The sequence below is a fragment of the Paenibacillus aurantius genome (genome assembly GCF_032268605.1).
GTDB lineage: Bacteria > Bacillota > Bacilli > Paenibacillales > NBRC-103111 > Paenibacillus_AO > Paenibacillus_AO aurantius.
Genome location: NZ_CP130318.1, coordinates 2,190,952 through 2,212,235, shown reverse-complemented (window position 1 = coordinate 2,212,235; position 21,284 = coordinate 2,190,952). Strand labels below are relative to the sequence as shown.

Below are 21,284 nucleotides of genomic sequence, written 5' to 3'. Positions count from 1 at the left end.
TCCTCTCCCGAGAGGCCCGCGGCCGGCTTCCTTACTTAGTTTCCCACAAGTCGTGAGATCCGACGGACACGGCCAAAGCTCCAGCCTCAAGCGCTTCGTCGATCTCCTGCCGGGTGCCGACCAGCCCGCCCGCAATGATGGGAAGCGGGGTCAGGTTGGTCATTTCCCGGATAATCCGGGGCATGATGCCCGGCATAACTTCGATGGCATCGGGGAGGCTTTGCTCCACCGCTTTGATTCCTTTCGTTACGGCATTCCGGTCGATCAGGAAGATGCGCTGAATGGCCATAAGGTCCATGTCCTTCGCGAACCTAATCAGGTTGCTTCTCGTGGAAATGATTCCTGTCGGGCAAACATGGCGGGCGACATAAGCCACTCCGCTTCGGTCTGCAGCAATCCCTTCAATAAATTCCATATGAAGGAAGACCTCTTTGCCGGCCGCGAGAACCTTCTGGACCAGCTCCTTGACATTAAAGATCGAACCCGTGAGAAGAAAGACGATATTCGCCTCCGCCTTCAGGGCTGCTTCCAGGTCCTCGGGCTTCTGAACGGCGCAAATCACTTGATGTTCAACTAGATCGACAATTGGGTACATGCGGCTAACCTCCATACGTTGCTGGCTTCATTATACCACGCAGCGTTTAGAGATGAACGACCTCTTTGATGCTTGGTATAATGTGATCCGGAGGATAGGCGCAGGCTGCGGCCGCCTCTCTCGTTCCGACTCCCGTAAGGACCAGGACCGACTTCATGCCCGTGTCGTGCGCCATCTTGATATCCGTCTCCAGCCGGTCGCCGATCATAAAGCAATCCTCGTAAGCAAGGCCAAGGTGCTCCACAGCGGCCGCCGCCGAGATCGGGGACGGCTTGCCGACAACCGCATCGATCGGCCGGCCGGTCGCCGATTCGAGCGCCGCGATGAACGTTCCGGTATCCGGGATTTGACCGTTCTCGAGCGGACAGGTGTAATCGGGATTGGAAGCGATGATGACCGCTCCGTTGACGGCCGCCTGGTACAGCCGGTTCAGCTTGTCGTACGTAAATTGGCGGTCCCAGGAAAGGACGACGTATTGAGGCCGAATGTCCTCTTCGTCCTGCCGCGGCGTAATGCCATGCTCCCTCAGCTCGCTGCAGATCGGCTCTTCTCCGATTACGTAGACCGTTTCGCCGGGCTTGACGATCTTCTTAAGGTAACGGGCCAGAATGAGCGACGAGTTCAAAATGTCGCCGAGCTCGGTCGGAATCCCCATTTTCGTTAATTTATGAGCGTAGGATTGCCGGGTGGCAATCGGTTTGTTGGATAGGAATACCACCTTATCCCCCCGCTCCCGCAGTGTGCGGATCGCTTCAGCGGCTCCCTCGATAAGCCGTTCTCCCAGATAGACGGTGCCGTCCAAATCAAAAATATACCCTCTCATGACCCAGTTTTCCTCCCGTCGGCAATCGGCGGAAAAACCTAAAGAGCCCTTCACCTCAGTATACGCACTCCTCCCTTTAAGGGGAAAGACGAACACGGGTAAGGGCTCTCTCTTAGGCTCCGCCAAACCGATTCTTTTTCTTTATCGTATGCAGTATAGTACGGCGTCCCTTAGGTGTCAAGGAATTCAAACCGAAATACCCGCGCGGCGTCGTATTCCCATCCGGTTATTCGCCCGGTACAACCCGTACCGGATTCGTCTTACTGTTTTTATGCGGTTACGAAGACAGCGGCTGATGCCGGAGGAGCGAGTTGTAGAGGCGCAGCAGGGTCAACCGGCTGGGGCGCACCTCATCGGCTTCCCGCAGGGCTCTCGCGACGAGCTCCGGCCCGATGCCGAGCTCCTCCGTCGTGGCGGGCCCCTGTGCGGCCGTAAGCCAAGCCTGGATCCGCTCCGGTTCCGGCAGAGCCCCGATCAGCTGGCGGATTTCCGGCCAGCGTCCTTCCGCCTGCCGGGCCGCGTGCCGCAGCTCCTCCGGCAGCGCCCCCTCGGAACCGTAGGGAAGGCCGCTGTCGGCAAGCTCCCGGTAGAGCCGGGCGATAACCGCGCAGGCGGCGCCCACCTTGGCGCCGTGAAGCAGCTGTCTCCGCCCCGTGCGGAGAAACTCCATTTCCCAATAATGGGACAAATGGTGCTCCGCGCCGGAAGCCGGGTGCGACTGGCCGAAGATCAGCATGGCCAGGCCCGATTGGATGAGGGCCTGCATGAGCACGGATACGCCTTCCTCGGTCCGGCTGCCGATGGCCTCTACCTGATCGATGCAGGAGGCTAGCGCCTGCATCGTCATGTCCGCCGACAGCTCATCATACGGAGCGCCAGTGACCATATGCTCGAACGTCCAGTCGAAAAGAGAAGTGTATTTGCCCAGCATATCCCCAAAGCCCGCCGCTACCATCGCCGCCGGGGCTTCCTTTAGAATATGGGTATCGGCGAAGATCGCGGAAGGGCCGATGGCGGGCACTGTATGCTTGTGCCCGCGAATAAGAATGGGCGCTCCTCTGGAGGTGAACCCGTCCACGGACGGAGCGGTCGGAACCGACACGAACGGGAGGCCGGACGAGAAGGCGGCGTACCGGACAATGTCGTGAATCGTTCCGGCTCCAAGGGCCACTACCGCATCCGCCCGCAGCTTCTGGATCTCGAGCAGCACTTGAACGATAGAAGCCTCATCGGCCACCACGTCCCCGACGGCATTCGGGAGGACCTCGACCAGGGAGGCTCTGCTTCCATTGGCGATCAGATCCTTCGTCAGCTCATATCGAACGGCCTTGCCAATCACCGCATCCGAGACTACCACAATGGAACGGAGGCCGGTTTCTGCCAGGTAGCCGGCGGTTTCTTTAACCGCCCCGGGTTCGAGCCGGATGACCTCCGGGAAGGGAATCCCCTCCAGGCTCCTTCCCCGGGCTGCCGCCGCTTGCCGGACGGCTTCCATAATATCCAACACTATATTCCCTCCAGTCCCATCTTTAGAATTTTGGCTTATACCTGAATAATGTCGATGCCCGATTCCCGGAATTCCTTGATCTGGATTTCGGAGGCTTCCTTCCCGGTCAGGAACCGGTGGATGGAACTGGCAGGAGCAACCGTATGAAGGGAAACCTTTCCTATCTTGGTGTCATCGGCAACCACAATAATTTCCTGGGCGGCCCGGATCATCCCCTGCTTGGTCGGGACGAGCTGGGCTTCGGGGTGAGTCAGTCCGTATTTGGCGTGGATGGCCGGTGTTCCGATAAACGCCTTCTGCACATGAAGCGTGCCCAGGACCTGGTCGGTGAACATTCCGTTCAGCATATAGGAGGAGTGATACAGCAGCCCTCCGGTAACGATCACATTGACTCCCGGGGTATCCCTCAGCTCCGCCGCCACGTTGATATCATTCGTAACGACGGTAATGTTCGTACGGTTCTGGAGCTGCCTCGCAATATGCATGGTCGTGGTACCGGAATCGAGAATGATATGATCCCCGTCCTCCACCAGATCGGCGGCGGCTTTGCCTATTCTCTCCTTCTGCTCGACCTGCTCCTGGGCCCGTTCCGGAAAAGAAGCTTCCATATTGGCCCCGCGGTCAATAACCACTCCTCCGTGGGTCCGCCGGAGCAGCCCTTCGAACTCGATCTCCGCCAAATCCCGGCGGATGGTCGCTTCATGGACTTGAAACTCCTTGGCCAATGCGGCAACGGTAGCGACACGCTTCTGCTTAACGTATTCCACTATCCGCATTTTTCTTTCGGCAGCCAGCATAGTCAACTCTCCAATTGTTTATTTTTACTCGATTTTGTTTGTTTTCGTTAGATTAAGAGTAGTTTAGGCTACCTTTTTTGTCAATGCGTTCTTTATCAATTCTTAATATGAAGAGTATGGACGGGAACCTAAAGCGGCTGCTTTGGAGCCTGTCAGCCGGAACGATCCTGGGAAGAGCTTGTCTCCCTCAAAACGAGCACATATGAAAGACAGGCAAGCATTCCCACTAGCAAACCGGCCGGCTGGTTCCCTTCCTTTTGTTGGCTGGCCCGTCCGCGCATGGTACGATAACAATGTAAGCCCTTTACTTTACCATTATCCGAAGGAGTGTTTCTGAAATGGGATTCGGTACCTTGGCTCACACAGCCGGAAATCTTCCCCTGAAAGAATTGACGGCCAAGCTTCAGAACCGGGGCATTGATTTTGTGCAGCTTGCCCTGACGAAAGCTATCGGCGATATCGACACCGGAACCGGAAAGCTTAGCCCGGGCCTGGCCAGTTACATAGCGGAGCAATTTGACCGCTGCGGTTTGCGTATTGGGGTCCTCGGCTGCTATATCAATCCCGTCCATCCGGATCCGGACATCCGCCGGCAGGAGATCGCCCGCTTCAAGGAGCATCTTCGGTATGCCCGGGACTTCGGCACCTCCATCGTGGCTACGGAAACCGGAAGCCTGGAGACGTACCGGGAGCAGGATCCGGAAAGATATGTGGAAATCGGCTGGAACGTCCTGCGCCAAACGGTGGAGGAACTGGCGGAGGAAGCCGAGCGGTGGGGCGTTACGATTGGCCTGGAGCCGGTCAGCAGCCATACCTTGTCCAGTGCCCGGAACATGGTGAGGATTATGGAGGAGGTTCCGTCGAGCACCCTGGGCGTCGTCTTCGATCCGTGCAACCTGCTCACTCCCCGCCAGTATGAGGATCAGGAGGAATTTCTCGAGGAGGCCTTCCGCTTATTCGGCCCGAGAATCGTTCTCTCCCATCTGAAAGACGTCACCTTGAACGAGGGCAAGCTCCGGGAGGTCCGCTCGGGACAAGGGGGCTTCCGCACCGCTTCTTTCCTGGAGAAGCTGCAGCAGGCCAAGCCTTTCGTCGACGTTTCGCTTGAGGCGGTCAGTAACGATACATTGGACGAGACGATCCGTTATGTACGGGAGCTCGCGGGACAGCCCGTTCGCTGAACCGGTAACCGAACGGAGTTGAGGCGTCCTTTTTTTGCAGGAAGCTGAACTTTCATCCAACCTTCATGATAAAGGGCCGGACGGCTGATATGCTGTTCCTATAACTCTTACATGAGGTGATGAAAATGACTAACCCTCCTTCCAAATTGACAACAAGCTGGGGAGCGCCCGTCGGCGACAACCAGAATTCGATAACCGCGGGTTCCCGGGGCCCTACTCTGATCCAGGATGTTCATCTGCTCGATAAACTGGCTCATTTCAACCGGGAACGGGTTCCGGAACGGGTCGTACACGCCAAGGGAGCCGGGGCTCACGGCTATTTCGAGGTTACCCGGGACGTTTCCCCTTATACGAAAGCCGCTTTCCTGTCAGAGGTCGGAAAGCGCACCCCGCTCTTCGTCCGCTTCTCCACCGTAGCGGGTGAGAACGGCTCGGCTGATACGGTCCGCGATCCCCGCGGGTTCGCGGTGAAGTTTTATACCGAAGAGGGGAATTACGACCTCGTCGGCAACAACACGCCGGTCTTCTTCATCCGCGATGCGATCAAGTTCCCGGATTTCATCCATACGCAGAAGCGCCATCCCCAAACCCATTTGAAGAACCCGACCGCGGTTTGGGATTTCTGGTCCCTGTCGCCGGAATCGCTGCACCAGGTCACCATCCTGATGTCCGACCGCGGCATCCCGGCTACCTTCCGGCATATGCACGGCTTCGGCAGCCACACCTTCAAGTGGGTTAACGCGGAAGGCAAGGGAGTGTGGGTGAAATACCACTTCAAAACCGAGCAGGGCGTAAAGAACCTCACCTCCGATGTCGCGGCACAATTGGCTGGCGAGAACCCGGATTACCACACGGAGGATCTGTTTAACTCCATCGAGGAAGGGGACTTCCCGGCCTGGACGCTCTATGTGCAGGTTATGCCCCTGGAAGACGCCGAGACGTACCGGTTCGATCCGTTCGATGTGACGAAGGTTTGGTCCCAGAAGGATTATCCCCTGATGGAGGTGGGCCGGATGGTGCTGGACCGCAACCCCTCCAATTATTTCACGGAAGTGGAACAGGCTACCTTCTCGCCGGGCACCCTGGTTCCGGGCATTGAAGTATCCCCGGATAAAATGCTCCAGGGCCGGCTGTTCGCCTACGCGGATGCCCACCGCTACCGGGTCGGGGCGAATCACCAGGCGCTGCCGATTAACCGCCCCCTAAGCGAAGTGAACCACTACCAGCGGGACGGCCAGATGCGCTTCGATTCCAACGGAGGAGGGTCGGTCTACTACGAGCCCAACAGCCTGGGCGGACCGAAGGAATCACCGGCCGACCGGCCGTCCCCTCACCCGGTCTCAGGCACAGCCGACAGCACCGCTTACGACCGGGATGATCATTACACGCAGGCGGGAGATTTGTACCGCCTGATGAGTGAGGAAGAACGGAGCCGGCTCGTCTCCACCATTGTGACGGCTATGAAGCCGGTTCCGCGGGAAGACATTCTGGCCCGGCAGATCGGCCATTTCTACAAGGCCGATCCGGAATACGGACGGCGGGTTGCCGAAGGCCTGGGCCTTCCGGTCCCGCAGGAGGAGTAAATCGTCTATATCATGAACAAAGAGGCGTCCCGTCAAGGGACGCCTCTTTTGGGCAGGCAAGGTTAACGACCGGGAAGATGCGTTCACCCGCTTGCATCCCTTGTGACCACAATGCGCAGCAGGCTCTCTTGCCAAGAAGGTTACCGGTTAGGGCACCGGCTTTAGATCAAGTACCGGAGGTAAATATAGGCGCTTGCCATCGCGGTCGAAAGCAGCATGAGCGGAAAGCCGTATTTCATGAACGTCAGGAAGCGGATCGGGTGATCCTCCTTCGCCGCGAGTCCGGCTGCGATCAGGTTGGCGCTTGCTCCAATCAGCGTTCCGTTTCCGCCGAGGCAAGCCCCTAGGGCCAGACTCCACCAGAGCGGTTCCAGGTTCTCCACCCCCATATTCCCCATCTCTTGAATCATCGGGATCATGGTCGCCACAAAGGGAATATTATCGAGAAACGCGGAAGCGAATGCACTGATCCACAAGATAAGCATGGAGGTGGCCGTCGGGTCCCCGCCTGTAAGGGCAATGGCCTTTTGCGCCAGGCTCGAAATAACCCCGGTCTCCATTAACCCGCCCACCAGGACGAAAAGACCGACAAAGAAGAAGATCGTAAGCCACTCCACCTTCGCGAAGGCCCGCTCCATGGCCTCCTCGCCTGTTAGGAGCAGGAGAACGGCCGCCCCGGCCAAAGCAACCGTAGCGCTTTCCAGATGAAGCAGCTGGTGAAGGAAAAAACCGACAATGGTAAATCCGAGAACCGTTAGGCATTTGATAAGCAAGGTCCGATTCCTCAGTTCCTCTTTTTCGTCCATCTGGAGAACGGCCTGTTTTCGCTCCGGGGTGGTCACGAGCTTCTTGCGGAAAATCCATAGAAAAATAGGCAGATGCGCTGCCAGAATCAACAGGGCTATCGGAGTCAGGTTGTTGAGAAAAGCGACAAACGTAAGTTCTTTGACCGCACTCCCGATCATGATGTTGGGGGGATCCCCGATCAGCGTAGCCGTCCCTCCAATGTTGGAGGCCAGAATCTGCGTGATCAGATAGGGGATCGGGCTTACCCCCAGCTGCCGGGTGATGCTCATCGTGACGGGAACCATCAGAAGAATAGTGGTCACGTTATCCAGAAAGGCCGAGCCGAAGGCGGTGATGAGCACAAGAGCCAGCAGAATGTGCATCGGTTCCCCCTTCGCCTGCTTGGCCGCCCAAACCGCCACGTATTTAAAAACGCCCGTATCCGCGGTAATGCTGACAATAATCATCATCCCGACCAGAAGACCGAGTGTATTGAAATCTATATGATGAATAGCCGTTTCCTGGTCCACGATCCCAAGCCCAATCATTAGCAGGCCGCCGATCATGGCCACCACGGTCCGGTGAATTTTCTCCGATACGATTAAAGCATAAACAATCAAGAATAAAGCAACCGCCCAAACGGCTTGTTGTTCCATGGTTCCTCTCCCATCCCTTTCTCTTTGTAAAGCTTCTCTTGTTCTCTTACCGTTTCTTTCGATTTCTGGAGAGCAGCCAGCCGAACGCAATCGAGCTTCCTGCCGCGGCAAGCCCGATCCCCGCCAGCAAGGCGTGTTTGACCGAAAGGTCCTCCCGGCTTTCCGCATAGACAATCCCTTCCAGCAGCAGGCCTACCCAGACCAGCAATACGATCCAAAGGACGGCTGCCTTTCCCCATTCTCCCACTCGTTTCCCTCCTCTCGAACTCGCCAATAAAAAAGGAGCCCTGTTTGTTCAGGGCTCCTTTGCGCTCAGCCTGCCCAGGCAGGACAGGCCAAAAATAAACAAGAGGAGCCCTTGTTGGCAGGCTCCTCCAGGTATGACGGTTATTTATTTGTTTGGTAAGCTATCAAAGGCTATGCGTTTCTTCTAAACCTTATCCCATCTTTTTTTCCCTGTCAAGGGGATGAGTTTCCAGCTCATCTGCTTCCTTACCGGTTATCCGGCCGCTCTCTTCTGAAGCAGCTTCTCCAGCTCCTCGCTTGGAACCGGACGCTGGAAGTAATAGCCTTGGCCCTCGTCACAGCGGTGAGCCTTCAAGAACTCCAGCTGCTCGGCGTTCTCGACGCCTTCGGCAATGACCCGAAGGTTCAAATTCCGCGCGAGGGAAATAATGGCTGCTACGATGGACGCATTGTCGTTGGCGTTCTCAGGCGTCACCTCAACCAGGAAGGAACGGTCGATCTTCAGTTTGTCGATCGGGAGCTTCTTCAAGTAGCTTAAGGAAGAATAGCCGGTTCCGAAGTCATCCATCGCAATCGGGATGCCCCGGCTCTTTAGCTTATCCAGCTTTTCCATGACCTGCTCCGTATCGAACATGGCGACACTCTCGGTAATTTCAAGCTCCAGGTATCGGGGGTCCGCATTCGTTTGTTCGATGATGCCGAGGATCGTTTCCACTAGGTCCGGCTTGTTAAATTGGCGGGGAGAGATGTTGACGGCAATCCCGATCGGCGGAAGCCCCGCTTCCCTCCACTTTCGCGCCTGCAGGCAAGCTTCTTTGATGACCCACTCTCCGATTGGAACGATAAGTCCGGTTTCCTCGGCGAGAGGAATGAATTCCCCCGGGGAGATTAGCCCCATCCGGGGATGGCTCCACCGAATCAACGCTTCCGCACCGACCATCTCGCCGGTAGCCAAATCGATCTGCGGCTGGTAGTGGAGAATAAATTCTTCTTTCAGCAAAGCCTTGTGAAGCTCTTTCTCCAGAAGCATCTTGCGCTCGCTGCGGCTGTCCCACGCCTGGTTATAGACGCGGTAAATGTTTTTGCCCTCCGCCTTCGCGCGGTGCATGGCCATATCGGCATGCATCATAAGCGACTCGAGATCTCCCCCATCGTCGGATGACACGCTGATGCCGATGCTTGTCGTGGTAAACAGTTCATGCTCGTTAACATAAAAGGGCCGCTGGAAACTGTCAAGGATCCGCTTGGCTTCCGAAACGGCCTTTTCCTCCCCGCCGTCCTGCAGAGTCACCATGAACTCGTCCCCACCTATCCGGTAAACGCGGCCGCGGTCTTCCATTAAGAAGACCAGCCTATCGGCAACAGCGGTAAGAAAAAGATCGCCGATGGAATGCCCCAGCGTATCATTTATTATTTTGAAGCGGTCAAGATCCAGAAACAGCAGCGCCACCGTACGGGATGGCGGGGAGAGCAGGCCGACCAGGTCGGTATGAAACGAGAACCGGTTGGGCAGGCCGGTCAAGGTATCATGGTAAGCGAGATGAGTGATGTTCTTCTCGAACTCTTTGCGCTCGGTAATGTCGTTCGAAACGAAGAGCCATTGCTTCGTGTTGGAAATGTCGATGGGCACGCAGGCGGTTTGGAGCCACCTTTCCTTGCCTTCGGCATCGGTAACCCGTTCTTCCCGGTTCGGCTGGCCGGCGCCGTTATCCGGCTGGTCGATCGCCTCTTGACCCGCAAGCGCCGGGCTTCCCCACAGCTCCTCCGGCGTACGGCCGATAATCTCTTCCTTCCGCCGCCCCAGCATGCGGGCCAGGGAGAGGTTGGCAAGCGTCAGTCGGCCCTCTCCGTTGCGGGCATAAATCAGATTAGGGTTCGAATCAATGACACGGGTAAGAAATTCCTTCTGCTCGAACAAAGCATGGTTCATTTCGCGAACCACACGGGAATGCATGACGCAGAAGGCGGTGAACACGGCGATGGCGAAGATCAGCACCGCAATGCTGCTCGGGTACAGCCCGCTGTTCGGAGACATGTTGACCATCCCCACGGTGTAGGCGATGATGGAGGTCACGCCGAACAGCGTCAGGAAGGACCGGGTCGGCCCGCTCGTCACCTTCCGGGAAAGATGAAGGCAGACGCCGATGGCCAGAAAGAAGAACAGAATGTGAGCCTTGAACAGCCAGCTCCAGTCTCCATAAACGGGAAAGAGGAAGCCGGCGGTTTTGTCCGACTGCACGACGATGAAGCTGCGGATGCTGCCCGAGGTCCATCCCGCCGCATAAACCGTCAGACACCACAGCCCGAAGGTCTGCAGCATGCCGCGGTTAATGAGCAGCTGCCAGCCGGCACTGAGCTTCCGCCGGTCGACATGCTCCTGGTAGATGACATAGGTTACATACAGAAGAGCCGCCGGAAGCATGATCGTACCGAACCGGAACAACCGGAACAGGAAGTCGATCGTGGCAGTCGAAACGTACCGGTTCGCAAACAGAATGGCGACATCCATCTGCCAAACGCTTATGCAGACCATGAAGACGAAGAGACTTTTGGAAAGGCGGGTATTGCCGAACAAAGTTTTGATGGCAAGTCCCAGGCCAAGCGGAACGATGGAAAATACAAGCATAAGATAGAACAAGGAACTCCCCCTTTCCGATGAAACCCGATATGTGGCAATAAGTCCTGTGAGGGATGTCTAGAAATAACGATTAATATTTGGCGAGAAGCAGACAAGTGTTGTTTCCGCCGTAACCATGCGCGGTAACCGCTACCCGGTCCACCGGCGTATAATGCGGCTCGAAGGCGATGGGAAGCTCTTCAAAGCCCTTTCCCGTCGATTTGATCGTCGGTGCAATAAAATTATATTCCATGGACAAGAGCGCGGCAATCGTTTGAAGGTTCCCGCTTGCCCCGAAGGCATGTCCGATGGAGCCTTTAATGGACGTGATGGGAATGCTTTCCCCGAACGTCCGCATGTAGGCCGTGTAATCGGAATAATCGTTCACGTGGAGACCGAGCGCCTGGCTATTGATGTAAGTGGGATGTTTATCGCCGACTGCGGCCTGGACCACCTCGGTCATCGTCCGGCCCGTCCGGTCGGAATCAAAGATGGATTCCCCGTCGTTCTTGGAGGCCATATTCTCGATAACCCCATAAATATCCGCCCCGCGGCCACGGGCGTCGTGCTCCCGCTCCAGCACCAGCACCCCGGCCCCTTCCGCCATCACAAAGCCTTCCGTCTCCTTCGAGAAGGGATTGCCCGCTTCGGCCACGTCCTTCTCCCGGGAAAGAGCGCCCAGCTTGGAGAAGCTGTAGATGCAGCCCGTGGTCAGCGGAGCGTCCGACCCGCCGGCGATGCAGATGTCGGCCTGGTTCGTCTCGAGAAGCATTTTGGCCATGAGCATGGCATCCATGCCGGCCGTGCAGCCGGTGGCGAGCGTGAGCACCAGCCCTTTGGCTCCGATATGATAGGCTACCGCCGTGGAGAGACTCTGGGGATTGCCGGCACCGGCTCCCGATAAAGGGAATTTGCGGTACTGCCGGTTGTTGCTGAGTACGGCATAGCGTTCAATTTCAAGCAGGCCTCCGATCGACGTCCCCATAACAACGGCGATTCTTGCCGGGTCGATCGAGGGAAGCCGGGACATGGTGCAGGCGGAATCCGCAGCCGCCATGGCCAGCTTGGCGACCCGGGGATACTTCCGGTAATTCTTCTCCCCTATACGGTCAAGCTCGGAGTCAACGACGCCGAGCACCAGATCGGAATCGTGAGGCCCGATTCCGCGGACCAGCTGCTGGGTACAAATCCCCTTCTCCAGTACTTCTTTAAACTGGTCCTTAGTATCTACTCCTGGAGCTTTTATCCCATATCCCGTTACCACAATTCTGGTCAATTCCATCCCCACTTCGTCGCATAGTACAACCGGATTATTTTATAGGAGATGCCTTATCCGAATCTGAGCATTCTCGACAAATTGTAACAAAAAAACGGGACGCGGTATAGATGAAAATTCAAAATATTCCAGCTCCCCTATTTCCAGGTACGGTAAAGTAAGGATTCCATTGGAAATCCGGCTCGGCATTCGGAGTAAAAACAGCTGTTCCAGCCTGGGAGCCGCTATCCGGGATAAGCTTTTGTCACCGGACCATAGACCTCTTTTTGGAGCGGGTCCAGGGGAGGAACCTTTCCGCCATCCGACGTAAGCCAGGGCGAAGCTCTCCCGGCCAAAGCGGCTGCCGCTTGCTTCTCGGGGGCATTCCCTTCCCTTGCTTCCCCTGCCTTACTTGCCTTCATTCGCCTTCCCTTGCCATAAAAAAAACCCCCGGCCGATCGGCCGGGGGATGGACGCTTATAGCAGACGAAGCTCTATCGTATGATCAAACGGGGTCAGCAGATTGAAATGCAGATACTTGCAGCCGGGCGGCCATGCATCGTTACGCAGCTCGCCCAGCCGGTGGTCGAAGACGCCTCCGCTGATTTCGAGCCGATCCGGTCCGGCCGCATAGGTCACCGACCCTTTTTTCAGGAAATACCGGTTCGCCGCAAACTCCTCTACCCCGTCCCCTTCGACGGTTCCCTCCTGGCCCAGGACAAGGGTGAGCTGGGTAAACACATCCTCCCGCTCATCCGAGAAGACGCGAAGCTGCCAGCCGCCCGTGACCGGTACCGCTTCCACCCCGAGCGCATGCTTCTGCAGATGGGTCACCGGACGGTGCTGATGCGGCAGCAGGTACCAGGGGCTCGCGCCTTCCCTTGCGGGAAGTCCTGCGAGAATCTCCGCCGGAATCGGCCCGCTGTAGCCTTTTTCCATCACCGTGCGGAACGTATACCGGTCTTCTTCCACCCGAAGCTCCTCCAAGGGGACGACGCCGGGAGGGAAGGACGACGACAGCTTGACGCCCAGAAGACGTGCCTGTCCATGGCGAAGCGCGAAGAAGGAAGGGGCCTGCGCCATCATGGTAATGCTGGTGTCTTTCTCGCGGATCCGGACGACGGGAAAGCCGAAGGCGTAATGCATGGAGCTGTGCTGGATTTTCCCGTGGTGTCCTGTTTCCTCCAAGAGACGCAGATGCTCACGGACCGGGTGGCCCAAGTTGAAAGCCTTCCGGTAGGTGTCCGGTAAGGGCTCTCGGCCCATTCCGTCCAAGCCCGAAGGAAACAAGAGCAAGCCGACCATCGGGTGGTTGTTAACCCCCTCGCGGTAGGAGGAAAGATAAGAAGCCGCCTTATCGGACAGGGACGCCATCAGCGGATCGCGGTCGTGGGCCGCCATCAGCCGGCAGACGAGAAAATAGTTGGATAAGTCGAAGGTTTGGCCCAAATCCTGCCGGCCCGAATAATCGGTCACGACGTCGCCATCCGGATGGACGAGATATATCATCATCCGAAGGTTGCGGCGGACATAGTCCAGCAGTTCGGGACGATTCATCACACGAGCCGTATGATAGAGCGAAATGTTGCTGACGGCATTGTAGATTCCGTTGCTTCTCTCCGTCCACTCGCCGTCCTCGGTTATATCGAGCCCTTCCGCGAGCCACTCTCTTGCCCGGTCGAGAAGCTCGGGAAGGGAGAAAATTTCATACAGCTGGGCAAGGGCCGCCGTTATCACCCAACGGTGGTTAGGGGTGTGGGCCCCCCCGGTCAGCAGAGCGGGAATCGTTCTTTCCAGAAAGAGCTTAACTTTCTGTGCGGCCGCCTCCGCCTCCCGCCAGCCATCCGTTCCAAGCAGGCGGTAAACCTGGGACAACCCCCCCACGACGAACGCGGTATCCGGAGGGGAGTTGTAGTTCGTTGAGCCGAGCGAGACGGTGCCATCCGCATGCTGGCGGTTCACCATGAAGCCGGCCGCTGCCTCAAACGCATCCAGCAGAAGGGGATCGCGATACCGGCGGGAATCGGGATTGCAGAAAGCCCCCGCCCAAGAAGCCATCACGGCCGGAGTATTCAGATGGTTGGGGGAAGGCACGCCCGTCTCTGCGTGAATAATGCCGCCGTCATACTTCGATTCCGGGTCCCGGACCTGCCTCGCCAATCCCGCTTCCGCCCATTCTTCATTCAGCCTGACCAAATTACGATAGATTTCGTCCATCTTACCTCTTCGCTCCTTCCTCTGGCCGTGCCACTCGTTCCGACTCGGGGGTAGCCCCCGCCGCCAGCTGCTCCTGGAGACGGATCACTTCCGCGCCGGCAAGCAGCATAATTCCGATTCCATGCGTGTCGTTCGTTACCGTCCTGAGGTCTTCCTTGTAATAATCCGGGGTAAAGGAGTAGCGGGAGCCGCTGCATACCCCGTACACATTTCCCTGCCGGTCGATCACCCGTCCGGTCAGGCCTTCCCAGGCTTTGACCGCTGCGCGGGCGAAGGCATCCGGCTCGGGAAACCAGCCGTACCGCACACCGCGGGCGAAGGCATAGGCGAACATCGCCGTACAGGACGCTTCCTCGTACGCATCCGAGTCCGTCAGGACCTGCCTCCATAAGCCGCTCTCCCCCTGCAAGGCCAGATAGCCTTCGCACAGCTCCTGAAAGAAGCCGAGGAGAAACGGCCGGTCCGCATGACCGTCCGGCAGGTTCTCCAGAACCTCCGAGAGCGAGAAGATCGTCCAGCCGTTCCCCCGGCCCCAAGGTATGCCGGTGGCGCGGCCGTATTTGAAATCGTAAACATGGGACATCACCCTGTGCTCCGGAATGTATAGATAAGACCGGAACAGACGGAATTGGCGGGCCGCTTCGTCCAGCGCCCCGGGCTGTCCCGTAAGGGCGGCATAACGGCACAGGAACGGGGTGCTCATGTACAGGTCGTCCGCCCAGATCGTATCGGCGAAATACTCCCCCTCTCCCAGGCGAAAGAAAACCCCGTCCTCCTTGCGCTCAAGCCGGTTGAGAATGAAATCGGCGATCCGCTCGGCAATTTCAGGCACATACGCATTCAGGCGGCCGGGTTGTTCCTTGGCGGCCTCCAGCATCGCTGACCCGAAGGAGCCGCAGTTGTCGAGCATTTTCATGTTAACCAGCTGCTGGTTGATGGAAGGAAACCCATACCTCTCTTTGTCCCATAGCGAGTAGGCAAACAGATCCGTGCACGCCTTCACATGTCCCTCGGCATAGGCGGTCATATCCGGCCGCCCGAGAAGACGGCCCGTCTGCAGAAGACCGTAAATGGTAACGCCAAGCGGATAGTCCCAGCGGGCGTAGTTCGTCATATTTCCCGCCGTCCATTTGTTGCTCAGCATGGCGTTCTCGTAATAGGGGCGAAGCCAGCCGTCGGGAAGATCGAGCCGCCACCCTGTCTGCCCTCCTTCGGTCCCGCTTTCGGAAGGCAGAGGAGCCAAGGCGTGGAGGGAAGCAAGCTCCTCCGGCTGCAGGACCAAGTCCTCGTCCAAGGGCCCGAGGTAGAACCAAGCCTCATCGGTACCCTGCACCCGCCGGGGTGCCTTCCATGTCATAGGCGAGCCCGCACACGCGGCTTCTAGGCGGAAGCTCCACCCGCCGGTTCCGCAGTGGATTTCGGCCATCACCTCATGGGAGCCGAAGGGGAGCTCTATTTCTTGCTCGAAGCGGCCGCCGTCCGGCCGGTCCACCAGCTTGCGGCCGCCGATCCATACCGCTGCTGGTCCCGATGATTCCCCAGCTATCCGCACAGGGACGGCTCGTGCCCCCGGCACGCGGTCCACCTCCAGGCGGGACCAGGCATAGGCCTTAGCCCCGGGACGCACGCCGAACAGCCGCTCAAGGGGCGGCTGGCTCTCCCGTCCGCCGGCCCAGGCGGTCTGCGGCAGCCAGGCCAGGCCCGTTTCCTGCTCCGTCGCCAGGCCGTCCGGAAGCGCACCCTCCGCGTACCGGTCCTCGTCCATCGGAGCCGAATAAACCCAGCCCGCTTGTCCCGACCGTTCCCGGAAGGGGGACAGAATATTAAGAATTCTTACCTTGGCTTCGTCCGCCCCCAGACGGCAGCCGAAGCCGGCGGCCGTCGCCTGCATTTTGACGAAGAGCGAATTCCACCCTTTGGTAAACGTGACGGAGATGCGGCTTCGCGCTTGCGGTATGAGCTCATCCCCCACCGAGGAGCGAAAGACGAGTTGGCCGTTATGGAACAGACGCACGGGCCCCAGGCATTCCACCGCCAGATCCAGATTCCGTTCCCCGTCGCTCCACACGAGTCCCAAGGCATAAGCCCACTGACCGGAACGGGAATCCGGGAAGCGCTGACCCAAATCCATTTCATAAAGGCCGTCCTCCGTCTGAGCGAAACCCGAACGAAAAACCGTTCGCCAGAGAAAGGGAGCCGGAGGATTGGCGCCTATATAGCGGTCCGCGAGCATGGCAAGAAGAAGCCGGTCCTCTTCCGCGAACCGGTATCTCGCCGTTTCTTGTTCCTCCAGATAGACCGTCATTCCGCTTCCTCCTTAGGCATGGTCTCCAGCTTTTTGATCAGCAGGGCATGGCTCTCGTGGATTTCCTCCGGAGCGCAGACGGCCTTCAGCTCATAGACCTTAACCTCGGCCTGGTCGATGATGGGAAGGAACAGATCGAAGCAGCGGTCTGTCCCGCTGTGCACGTAAGGGCACCAATGGTCCGAAAGCTCCAGCGTTTCATGGATGTGGACCCCGTAGACGTAAGGCTTGACGAGCTCGATCTCCGACGGGTTGTCATAAAGCCCCATCCGTTCCATCATCATGGCATGACCGATGTCGAACCACAGGCCGACCCCCGAACCGGATAGGCTGTCGCAGATGGCCTTCGCCTCCATCAAGGTCGGCATCTGGTAGCAGCGGGAACGCGTTTCGATCCCCAGCACGACCTTCCAGTTCCGCTTAGCGGCATATTCCGCCGCCGTGTGAAGGCTTTCCTCGATCCGACGCCGGTAATGGGGACTCAGCCTTTCCCTCCGTTCCAGCATGGCATCCCACAGGCTGCGGTATTCCGCCGATTCCTTGCCTTTCTCCCGGTAGATCTGTTTAAGCTCCGCATCGATATTCGTATCGAACGGAACCTCTCCGGGGTGGACCACCACCGCTTTGGCCCCGTACCGGTCCGCATACTCCATCGAACGGATCAACAGCTCCACGGCCCTCTTTCGTTTGTCCTCGTCATCGAAGCCAAGCATGACGGAGTCGGTATCGTAGTCTTTATCGGGGACATGAGGAAAGACATTGTGCACGCTCGAAACGCCGATTTCCCCCTTCTCGATCATCGGCTCTATGGTGGCGAGCAGCTCGTCGGTTACGTTGTAGTTCAGCTCCACATATTGAAAGCCCAATTCTTTGATTTCCTCCACCATGCCCCGTCCGGCCGTATGCCTGCGTATGTTCCAGCAGGTGGAAAAGGAATAGGTTCCTTTGTTCAACATGGTTTCTCTCCTCTCTATCTCATCCTTTGACCGAGCCCAGCATGATGCCCGAAACGAAATACCTTTGCAGCCACGGGTAAACGATCAGGATCGGCAGGGTAGCGAAAACGATGCTCGCCGCCTTAAGGCTTTCCGGAAGCACCTGGATGATCTGGGCTCCCTCCATCTGCATCTGGTCCGTCATCATACTGTTCATTACCATCTGATAGAGCTTCAGCTGAAGCGGATAAAGATTCGGATCGGTAATATAAAAGAGCGTATCCATAAAGCCGTTCCAGCGGTTGACCGCGTAGAACAGGCTGAGGGTGGCGATGACCGGCATGGACAGAGGCAGAATAATGCGCACGAGCGTTCCGAAATGCGAGCTGCCGTCAAGCTCCGCCGATTCCTCCAGGCTTTTGGGAATATTCTGGAAGAAGGTCATCATGATGATCATATAGAACGGGTTAACGAGCAGCGGCAGCACCAGCGACCACATGGAATTCAGCAGATGAAGCTGCTTGATGAGGATGTATTCGGGAATAATTCCCCCGCTGAAGAACATGGTGAAGACGATCAGGTACATCACGAACCGGCGGCCCTTCAGCTCTTTTTTGGTAAGCGGATAGGCGGCTAAGATGGTCATGACCATACAGAAGACGGTGAAGATGACCGTCAGGTAAGCCGAGAACCACAACGACCGGAGCATGGTCGGATCCGCCAGCACCCGGCTGTAGGCGCTGAAATTAAGCTCCATCGGAAAAATGGTGACCTGGCCGGACAGGATCGGCTTATTCGAGCTCATGGAAATGGAAACGATATGCAGAAACGGCGCAAGACACGCCACAAGACTGATAAATAACAGCACGTAAAGCACGACGTCGAACAAACGGTTACCCCGGCTGGCTGCGTTCATAAGCAAACTCCTTCCCAGGCAAGTTAAAGGATGCCTTCATCCGTTGTTTTCTTGGCAATGTAATTGGCGGTCAGAATGAAGACCAGTCCCACAACCGCCTGGAAGAAACCGACGGCCGTTGCAACGGAATATTCCCCGGTCTGGAGCCCCACTTTGTAGACGAAGGTGCTCAGAACCTCGGAGAATTCCTTGACGGTCACATTCCCGATAACGAAAGGACGCTCAAAGCCGATCTGGACCATCTCGCCGAGCTTAAGCACGAGCAGCACCACAATGGTGGATTTGATGCCGGGCAGCGTGATGTGCCACATTTTTTTGAACCGCCCCGCTCCGTCTACCTCCGCCGCCTCATACAGTTCTTTGTTGATAGCGGTCAACGCCGCGAGATAGATGATCGTTCCCCACCCGGCACTCTGCCAAACCCCGGTTCCGAGGTAGGTGAAGATCCAGTAATATTTATCCGACAGGAAAGGAATGGGTGCGACTCCGATCTTGCCGAGCAAGGTGTTGACGATGCCCGAGCTGGTGCTGAACGCCTGGTAGACGATCCCCCCGATGATGACCCAAGAGATGAAGTGAGGGAGATAAAGGATGGTTTGGGATATCTTCTTGTAGAGAACCGAACGAATCTCGTTAAGCATTAGAGCAAGCAGGATAGGCGCCGGAAAAGAAAAGACCAGATCAAGAAAATTCAGCATAAACGTGTTTCGTAAAGCCAGATAGAAAGCATCCATCTTAAAAATCTGCTTGAAAACGTCGAAGCCTACCCAAGGACTTTGGCTCACTCCCTGGAACAGGTTGAAATCTTTAAAAGCGATCGTTACCCCGTACATAGGACCGTAACGGAAGACAACGAAATAAGCTACAGGCAGAACCAGCATGGCGTAGAGCTGCCAGTAACGGTGCAGATAGACGTTGATGTTTCTCATTCACTCCTGCCTCCCCGTTTGGGTGTGAAGCCTTCATGCCCGGGAATAACCCGGGCATGAAGCGTTAGCACACACGGACTCTTTATTTTTTAATGCGGGCGTATGCTTCCTTGCGTTCCTTCTGGATCTCTTCTCCGCCGCTCGACATGAAGTCCTTAATGCCGGCATCGTAAACCTTATCGAAATCGGCCGGCTTCGCCATGATGGATTTCACGAGCAGCTCCTGGTATTTGTCGATCAACGCCTTGCCGTATTTGGCTTCGGATTCCAGAGGGCGGTCAAACCGGACCGGTGCCATTCCGTCGGTAAGTCCGTTGGCGTAGGCTTTGGCCGCATCCTCGCGCTGGTTCTTAGGGAAGCCCAAGGTCATGGACTTCACATTCTTGTCCAGCGATCCGAAATCGATTCCGCTGTTGGACATCAACCGGTAATCCCCGGAATTGTACAGCAGGTCCTTCGTTGCCTGATCGTCCTTTACAACCGGAAGGCCATCCTCCAGCGTATAGTTCGTACCCTCCACGCCATTGGTAAGCCGGTTAAGAACATCCTTTTGGGCCATCCAATCCAAGTATTTAATGGCCGCTTCGGCGTTTTTGCTCGATTTCGGAATCATGACATACATGCCGACCGGATTATAGCCCGGCTTGGTGTGCTTGCCTTCCTCGTTCGTATAGGGATCGAGCGGGAGCAGCTTGGCGCCGGCCACGTTAGACCCCAGCACCTTGATAATATCCGGAGTCGACCCGTAGCTTGTGGCGGCATCTTCCGCGTACATGCCCACTTTCCCGGTCATGACATCCTGCTGCAATTTCTTCTTGTCTTTGTCGAGCGCGAAATCCGGGCTCATCAAGCCTTCGTTAAACAGCTTGTTAAGGAATTTCACGCCGTCCTTGTGACCCGGCATGAGCAAGGGAAACTCGCCTGATCCGAGCTGCTGCATGAGGGTATATCTCTCCTCTTCCGAGGTCTTCTTCAGGAAGGACCAGATGATCGGCTCGTAAGAGGCGGCAGCGAGAGAGAATCCAAGCGGAATGGATGCCAGATTCTTCTCTTTAAACGCTTTCAATGTGTTGTAGACTTCATCGGTCGTCTTAGGAGCGGGAAGTCCGGCTTTGTCCAGCAGATCCTGGCGGATCATGGAGGAGTATTTCCCCAAATACATGCGCTTGGCCGGAACGGCGTACTGCTTGCCTTCGAATTGGGCCAGCTTCAGCGTGTCCGCTCCTACGTAGCTTTTGATGTTGGAGCCGTATTGGTCCACCAGCTTGCCCAGGTCGGTGAGTCCGCCCTGCTGCACATATTTATAAACGAGGTTCTGATCGTAAGTGAAGACAATATCCGGAGCGTCTCCACTCGCCATGAGCACGTTCAGCTTCTCCACTTCCTGGGCACGAGGCACCGGAACGAATTCCACGTTGATGTTGTTCGGCTTTCCGAAGGCTTCTTGAATGTATTTCGTTTGACCGTTATTGGTTACCGTCATTCCGGCAGGAGAGTTGCCCCGGTCGAAGACCTCGACCTTTAAAGTAACCGCTTTGGAAGATCCGGCCGCCGGACTCCCAGTCGGGGTAGAAGCGGAAGCGTCTCCTCCGCTTTTAGCAGAACAGCCTGCCAGCAGGCCGATGGCCGTTAAGCCGCTTAAAAGAGGAACCGTTTTTTGGTAAAGCGTTTTCTTATTCAAAGAAACCCACTCCTTCTATTCATTTCGACTCCGCTGCCGTAAGGGCAGGCGGGATAGGTCCGTTATACCCGGTTACGGAAGCCCGGGTCAATCTGCATGATTCCGTCCGGCTAACCTTTTGTCAGAATGCCGGTGCGGAGGCGGCACCAACTATTTTCAGAGGACTAACTTTTCTCCGTTTTCCTTAACAAACCCGCTTCCCACAAGGGTTCAGGCCGCCAGCCGCCCATTGCCAAACCAAAATGCCGTCCTTTA

16 protein-coding genes are annotated in these 21,284 nt (G+C 56.8%); 2 read left to right on the top strand and 14 right to left on the bottom strand.

The features are described 5' to 3' along the window. Positions 1 to 31: 31 nt before the first annotated feature. The 4 genes from MJA45_RS09995 to MJA45_RS09980 form a co-directional block, all read right to left on the bottom strand. Positions 32 to 595, bottom strand: a complete 564-nt coding sequence (locus tag MJA45_RS09995; protein WP_315607114.1) for a glycerol-3-phosphate responsive antiterminator — start codon at positions 593 to 595, stop codon at positions 32 to 34. Between the two features lie 46 nt (positions 596 to 641). Beyond that, positions 642 to 1,418, bottom strand: coding sequence for an HAD-IIA family hydrolase (locus MJA45_RS09990; RefSeq protein ID WP_315607113.1), 777 nt, complete (start codon positions 1,416 to 1,418; stop codon positions 642 to 644). Between the two features lie 277 nt (positions 1,419 to 1,695). After that, the gene (locus tag MJA45_RS09985) at positions 1,696 to 2,925 is read right to left on the bottom strand and encodes a sn-glycerol-1-phosphate dehydrogenase (RefSeq protein ID WP_315607112.1); all 1,230 of its coding nucleotides are present in this window, start codon (positions 2,923 to 2,925) and stop codon (positions 1,696 to 1,698) included. A 35-nt stretch (positions 2,926 to 2,960) separates the two neighbouring features. Next, the gene (locus tag MJA45_RS09980; protein WP_315607111.1) at positions 2,961 to 3,722 is read right to left on the bottom strand and encodes a DeoR/GlpR family DNA-binding transcription regulator; all 762 of its coding nucleotides are present in this window, start codon (positions 3,720 to 3,722) and stop codon (positions 2,961 to 2,963) included. Between the two features lie 338 nt (positions 3,723 to 4,060). Here MJA45_RS09980 and MJA45_RS09975 point away from each other — a divergent pair, with 338 nt between their 5' ends. Together MJA45_RS09975 and katA are read left to right on the top strand one after the other, a co-directional pair. Then, the gene (locus tag MJA45_RS09975) at positions 4,061 to 4,903 is read left to right on the top strand and encodes a sugar phosphate isomerase/epimerase family protein (RefSeq protein WP_315607110.1); all 843 of its coding nucleotides are present in this window, start codon (positions 4,061 to 4,063) and stop codon (positions 4,901 to 4,903) included. Positions 4,904 to 5,028: 125 nt separating this feature from the next. After that, a complete protein-coding gene (gene katA / locus MJA45_RS09970) occupies positions 5,029 to 6,486 on the top strand; it encodes a catalase KatA (RefSeq protein ID WP_315607109.1) in 1,458 nt (485 codons plus the stop codon). 161 nt (positions 6,487 to 6,647) lie between these two features. Here katA and MJA45_RS09965 read toward each other — a convergent pair whose 3' ends face one another. From MJA45_RS09965 to MJA45_RS09920, 10 genes are all read right to left on the bottom strand, one after another. Beyond that, entirely contained in the window at positions 6,648 to 7,928 is a 1,281-nt protein-coding gene (locus tag MJA45_RS09965; RefSeq protein ID WP_315607108.1) for an ArsB/NhaD family transporter, read from the bottom strand. A 46-nt stretch (positions 7,929 to 7,974) separates the two neighbouring features. Beyond that, complete coding sequence (locus MJA45_RS09960; RefSeq protein ID WP_315607107.1) at positions 7,975 to 8,175, bottom strand: hypothetical protein; 201 nt, start codon at positions 8,173 to 8,175, stop codon at positions 7,975 to 7,977. Positions 8,176 to 8,427: 252 nt separating this feature from the next. Further along, positions 8,428 to 10,800: an EAL domain-containing protein gene (locus tag MJA45_RS09955; protein WP_315607106.1), complete on the bottom strand. Its 2,373-nt coding sequence runs from the start codon at positions 10,798 to 10,800 to the stop codon at positions 8,428 to 8,430. Positions 10,801 to 10,882: 82 nt separating this feature from the next. After that, entirely contained in the window at positions 10,883 to 12,067 is a 1,185-nt protein-coding gene (locus MJA45_RS09950) for a beta-ketoacyl-[acyl-carrier-protein] synthase family protein (protein WP_315607105.1), read from the bottom strand. 456 nt (positions 12,068 to 12,523) lie between these two features. Continuing rightward, positions 12,524 to 14,263, bottom strand: coding sequence for a hypothetical protein (locus tag MJA45_RS09945; RefSeq protein WP_315607104.1), 1,740 nt, complete (start codon positions 14,261 to 14,263; stop codon positions 12,524 to 12,526). A 1-nt stretch (position 14,264) separates the two neighbouring features. Beyond that, the gene (locus MJA45_RS09940; RefSeq protein ID WP_315607103.1) at positions 14,265 to 16,568 is read right to left on the bottom strand and encodes a glycoside hydrolase family 88/105 protein; all 2,304 of its coding nucleotides are present in this window, start codon (positions 16,566 to 16,568) and stop codon (positions 14,265 to 14,267) included. Further along, positions 16,565 to 17,524 carry a sugar phosphate isomerase/epimerase family protein gene (locus tag MJA45_RS09935; RefSeq protein ID WP_315607102.1) on the bottom strand — a complete coding sequence of 320 codons (960 nt, stop codon included), beginning with the start codon at positions 17,522 to 17,524 and terminating at the stop codon, positions 16,565 to 16,567. The genes MJA45_RS09940 and MJA45_RS09935 overlap by 4 nt, the downstream gene beginning before the upstream one ends. 19 nt (positions 17,525 to 17,543) lie before the next feature. Then, entirely contained in the window at positions 17,544 to 18,419 is an 876-nt protein-coding gene (locus tag MJA45_RS09930; RefSeq protein WP_315607101.1) for a carbohydrate ABC transporter permease, read from the bottom strand. A 23-nt stretch (positions 18,420 to 18,442) separates the two neighbouring features. Next, positions 18,443 to 19,348 (bottom strand): ABC transporter permease, encoded by a 906-nt coding sequence (locus MJA45_RS09925; protein ID WP_315607100.1) that lies wholly within the window; start codon positions 19,346 to 19,348, stop codon positions 18,443 to 18,445. Positions 19,349 to 19,430: 82 nt separating this feature from the next. Continuing rightward, positions 19,431 to 21,029 (bottom strand): extracellular solute-binding protein, encoded by a 1,599-nt coding sequence (locus tag MJA45_RS09920; RefSeq protein WP_315607099.1) that lies wholly within the window; start codon positions 21,027 to 21,029, stop codon positions 19,431 to 19,433. Between the last annotated feature and the right edge of the window lie 255 nt (positions 21,030 to 21,284).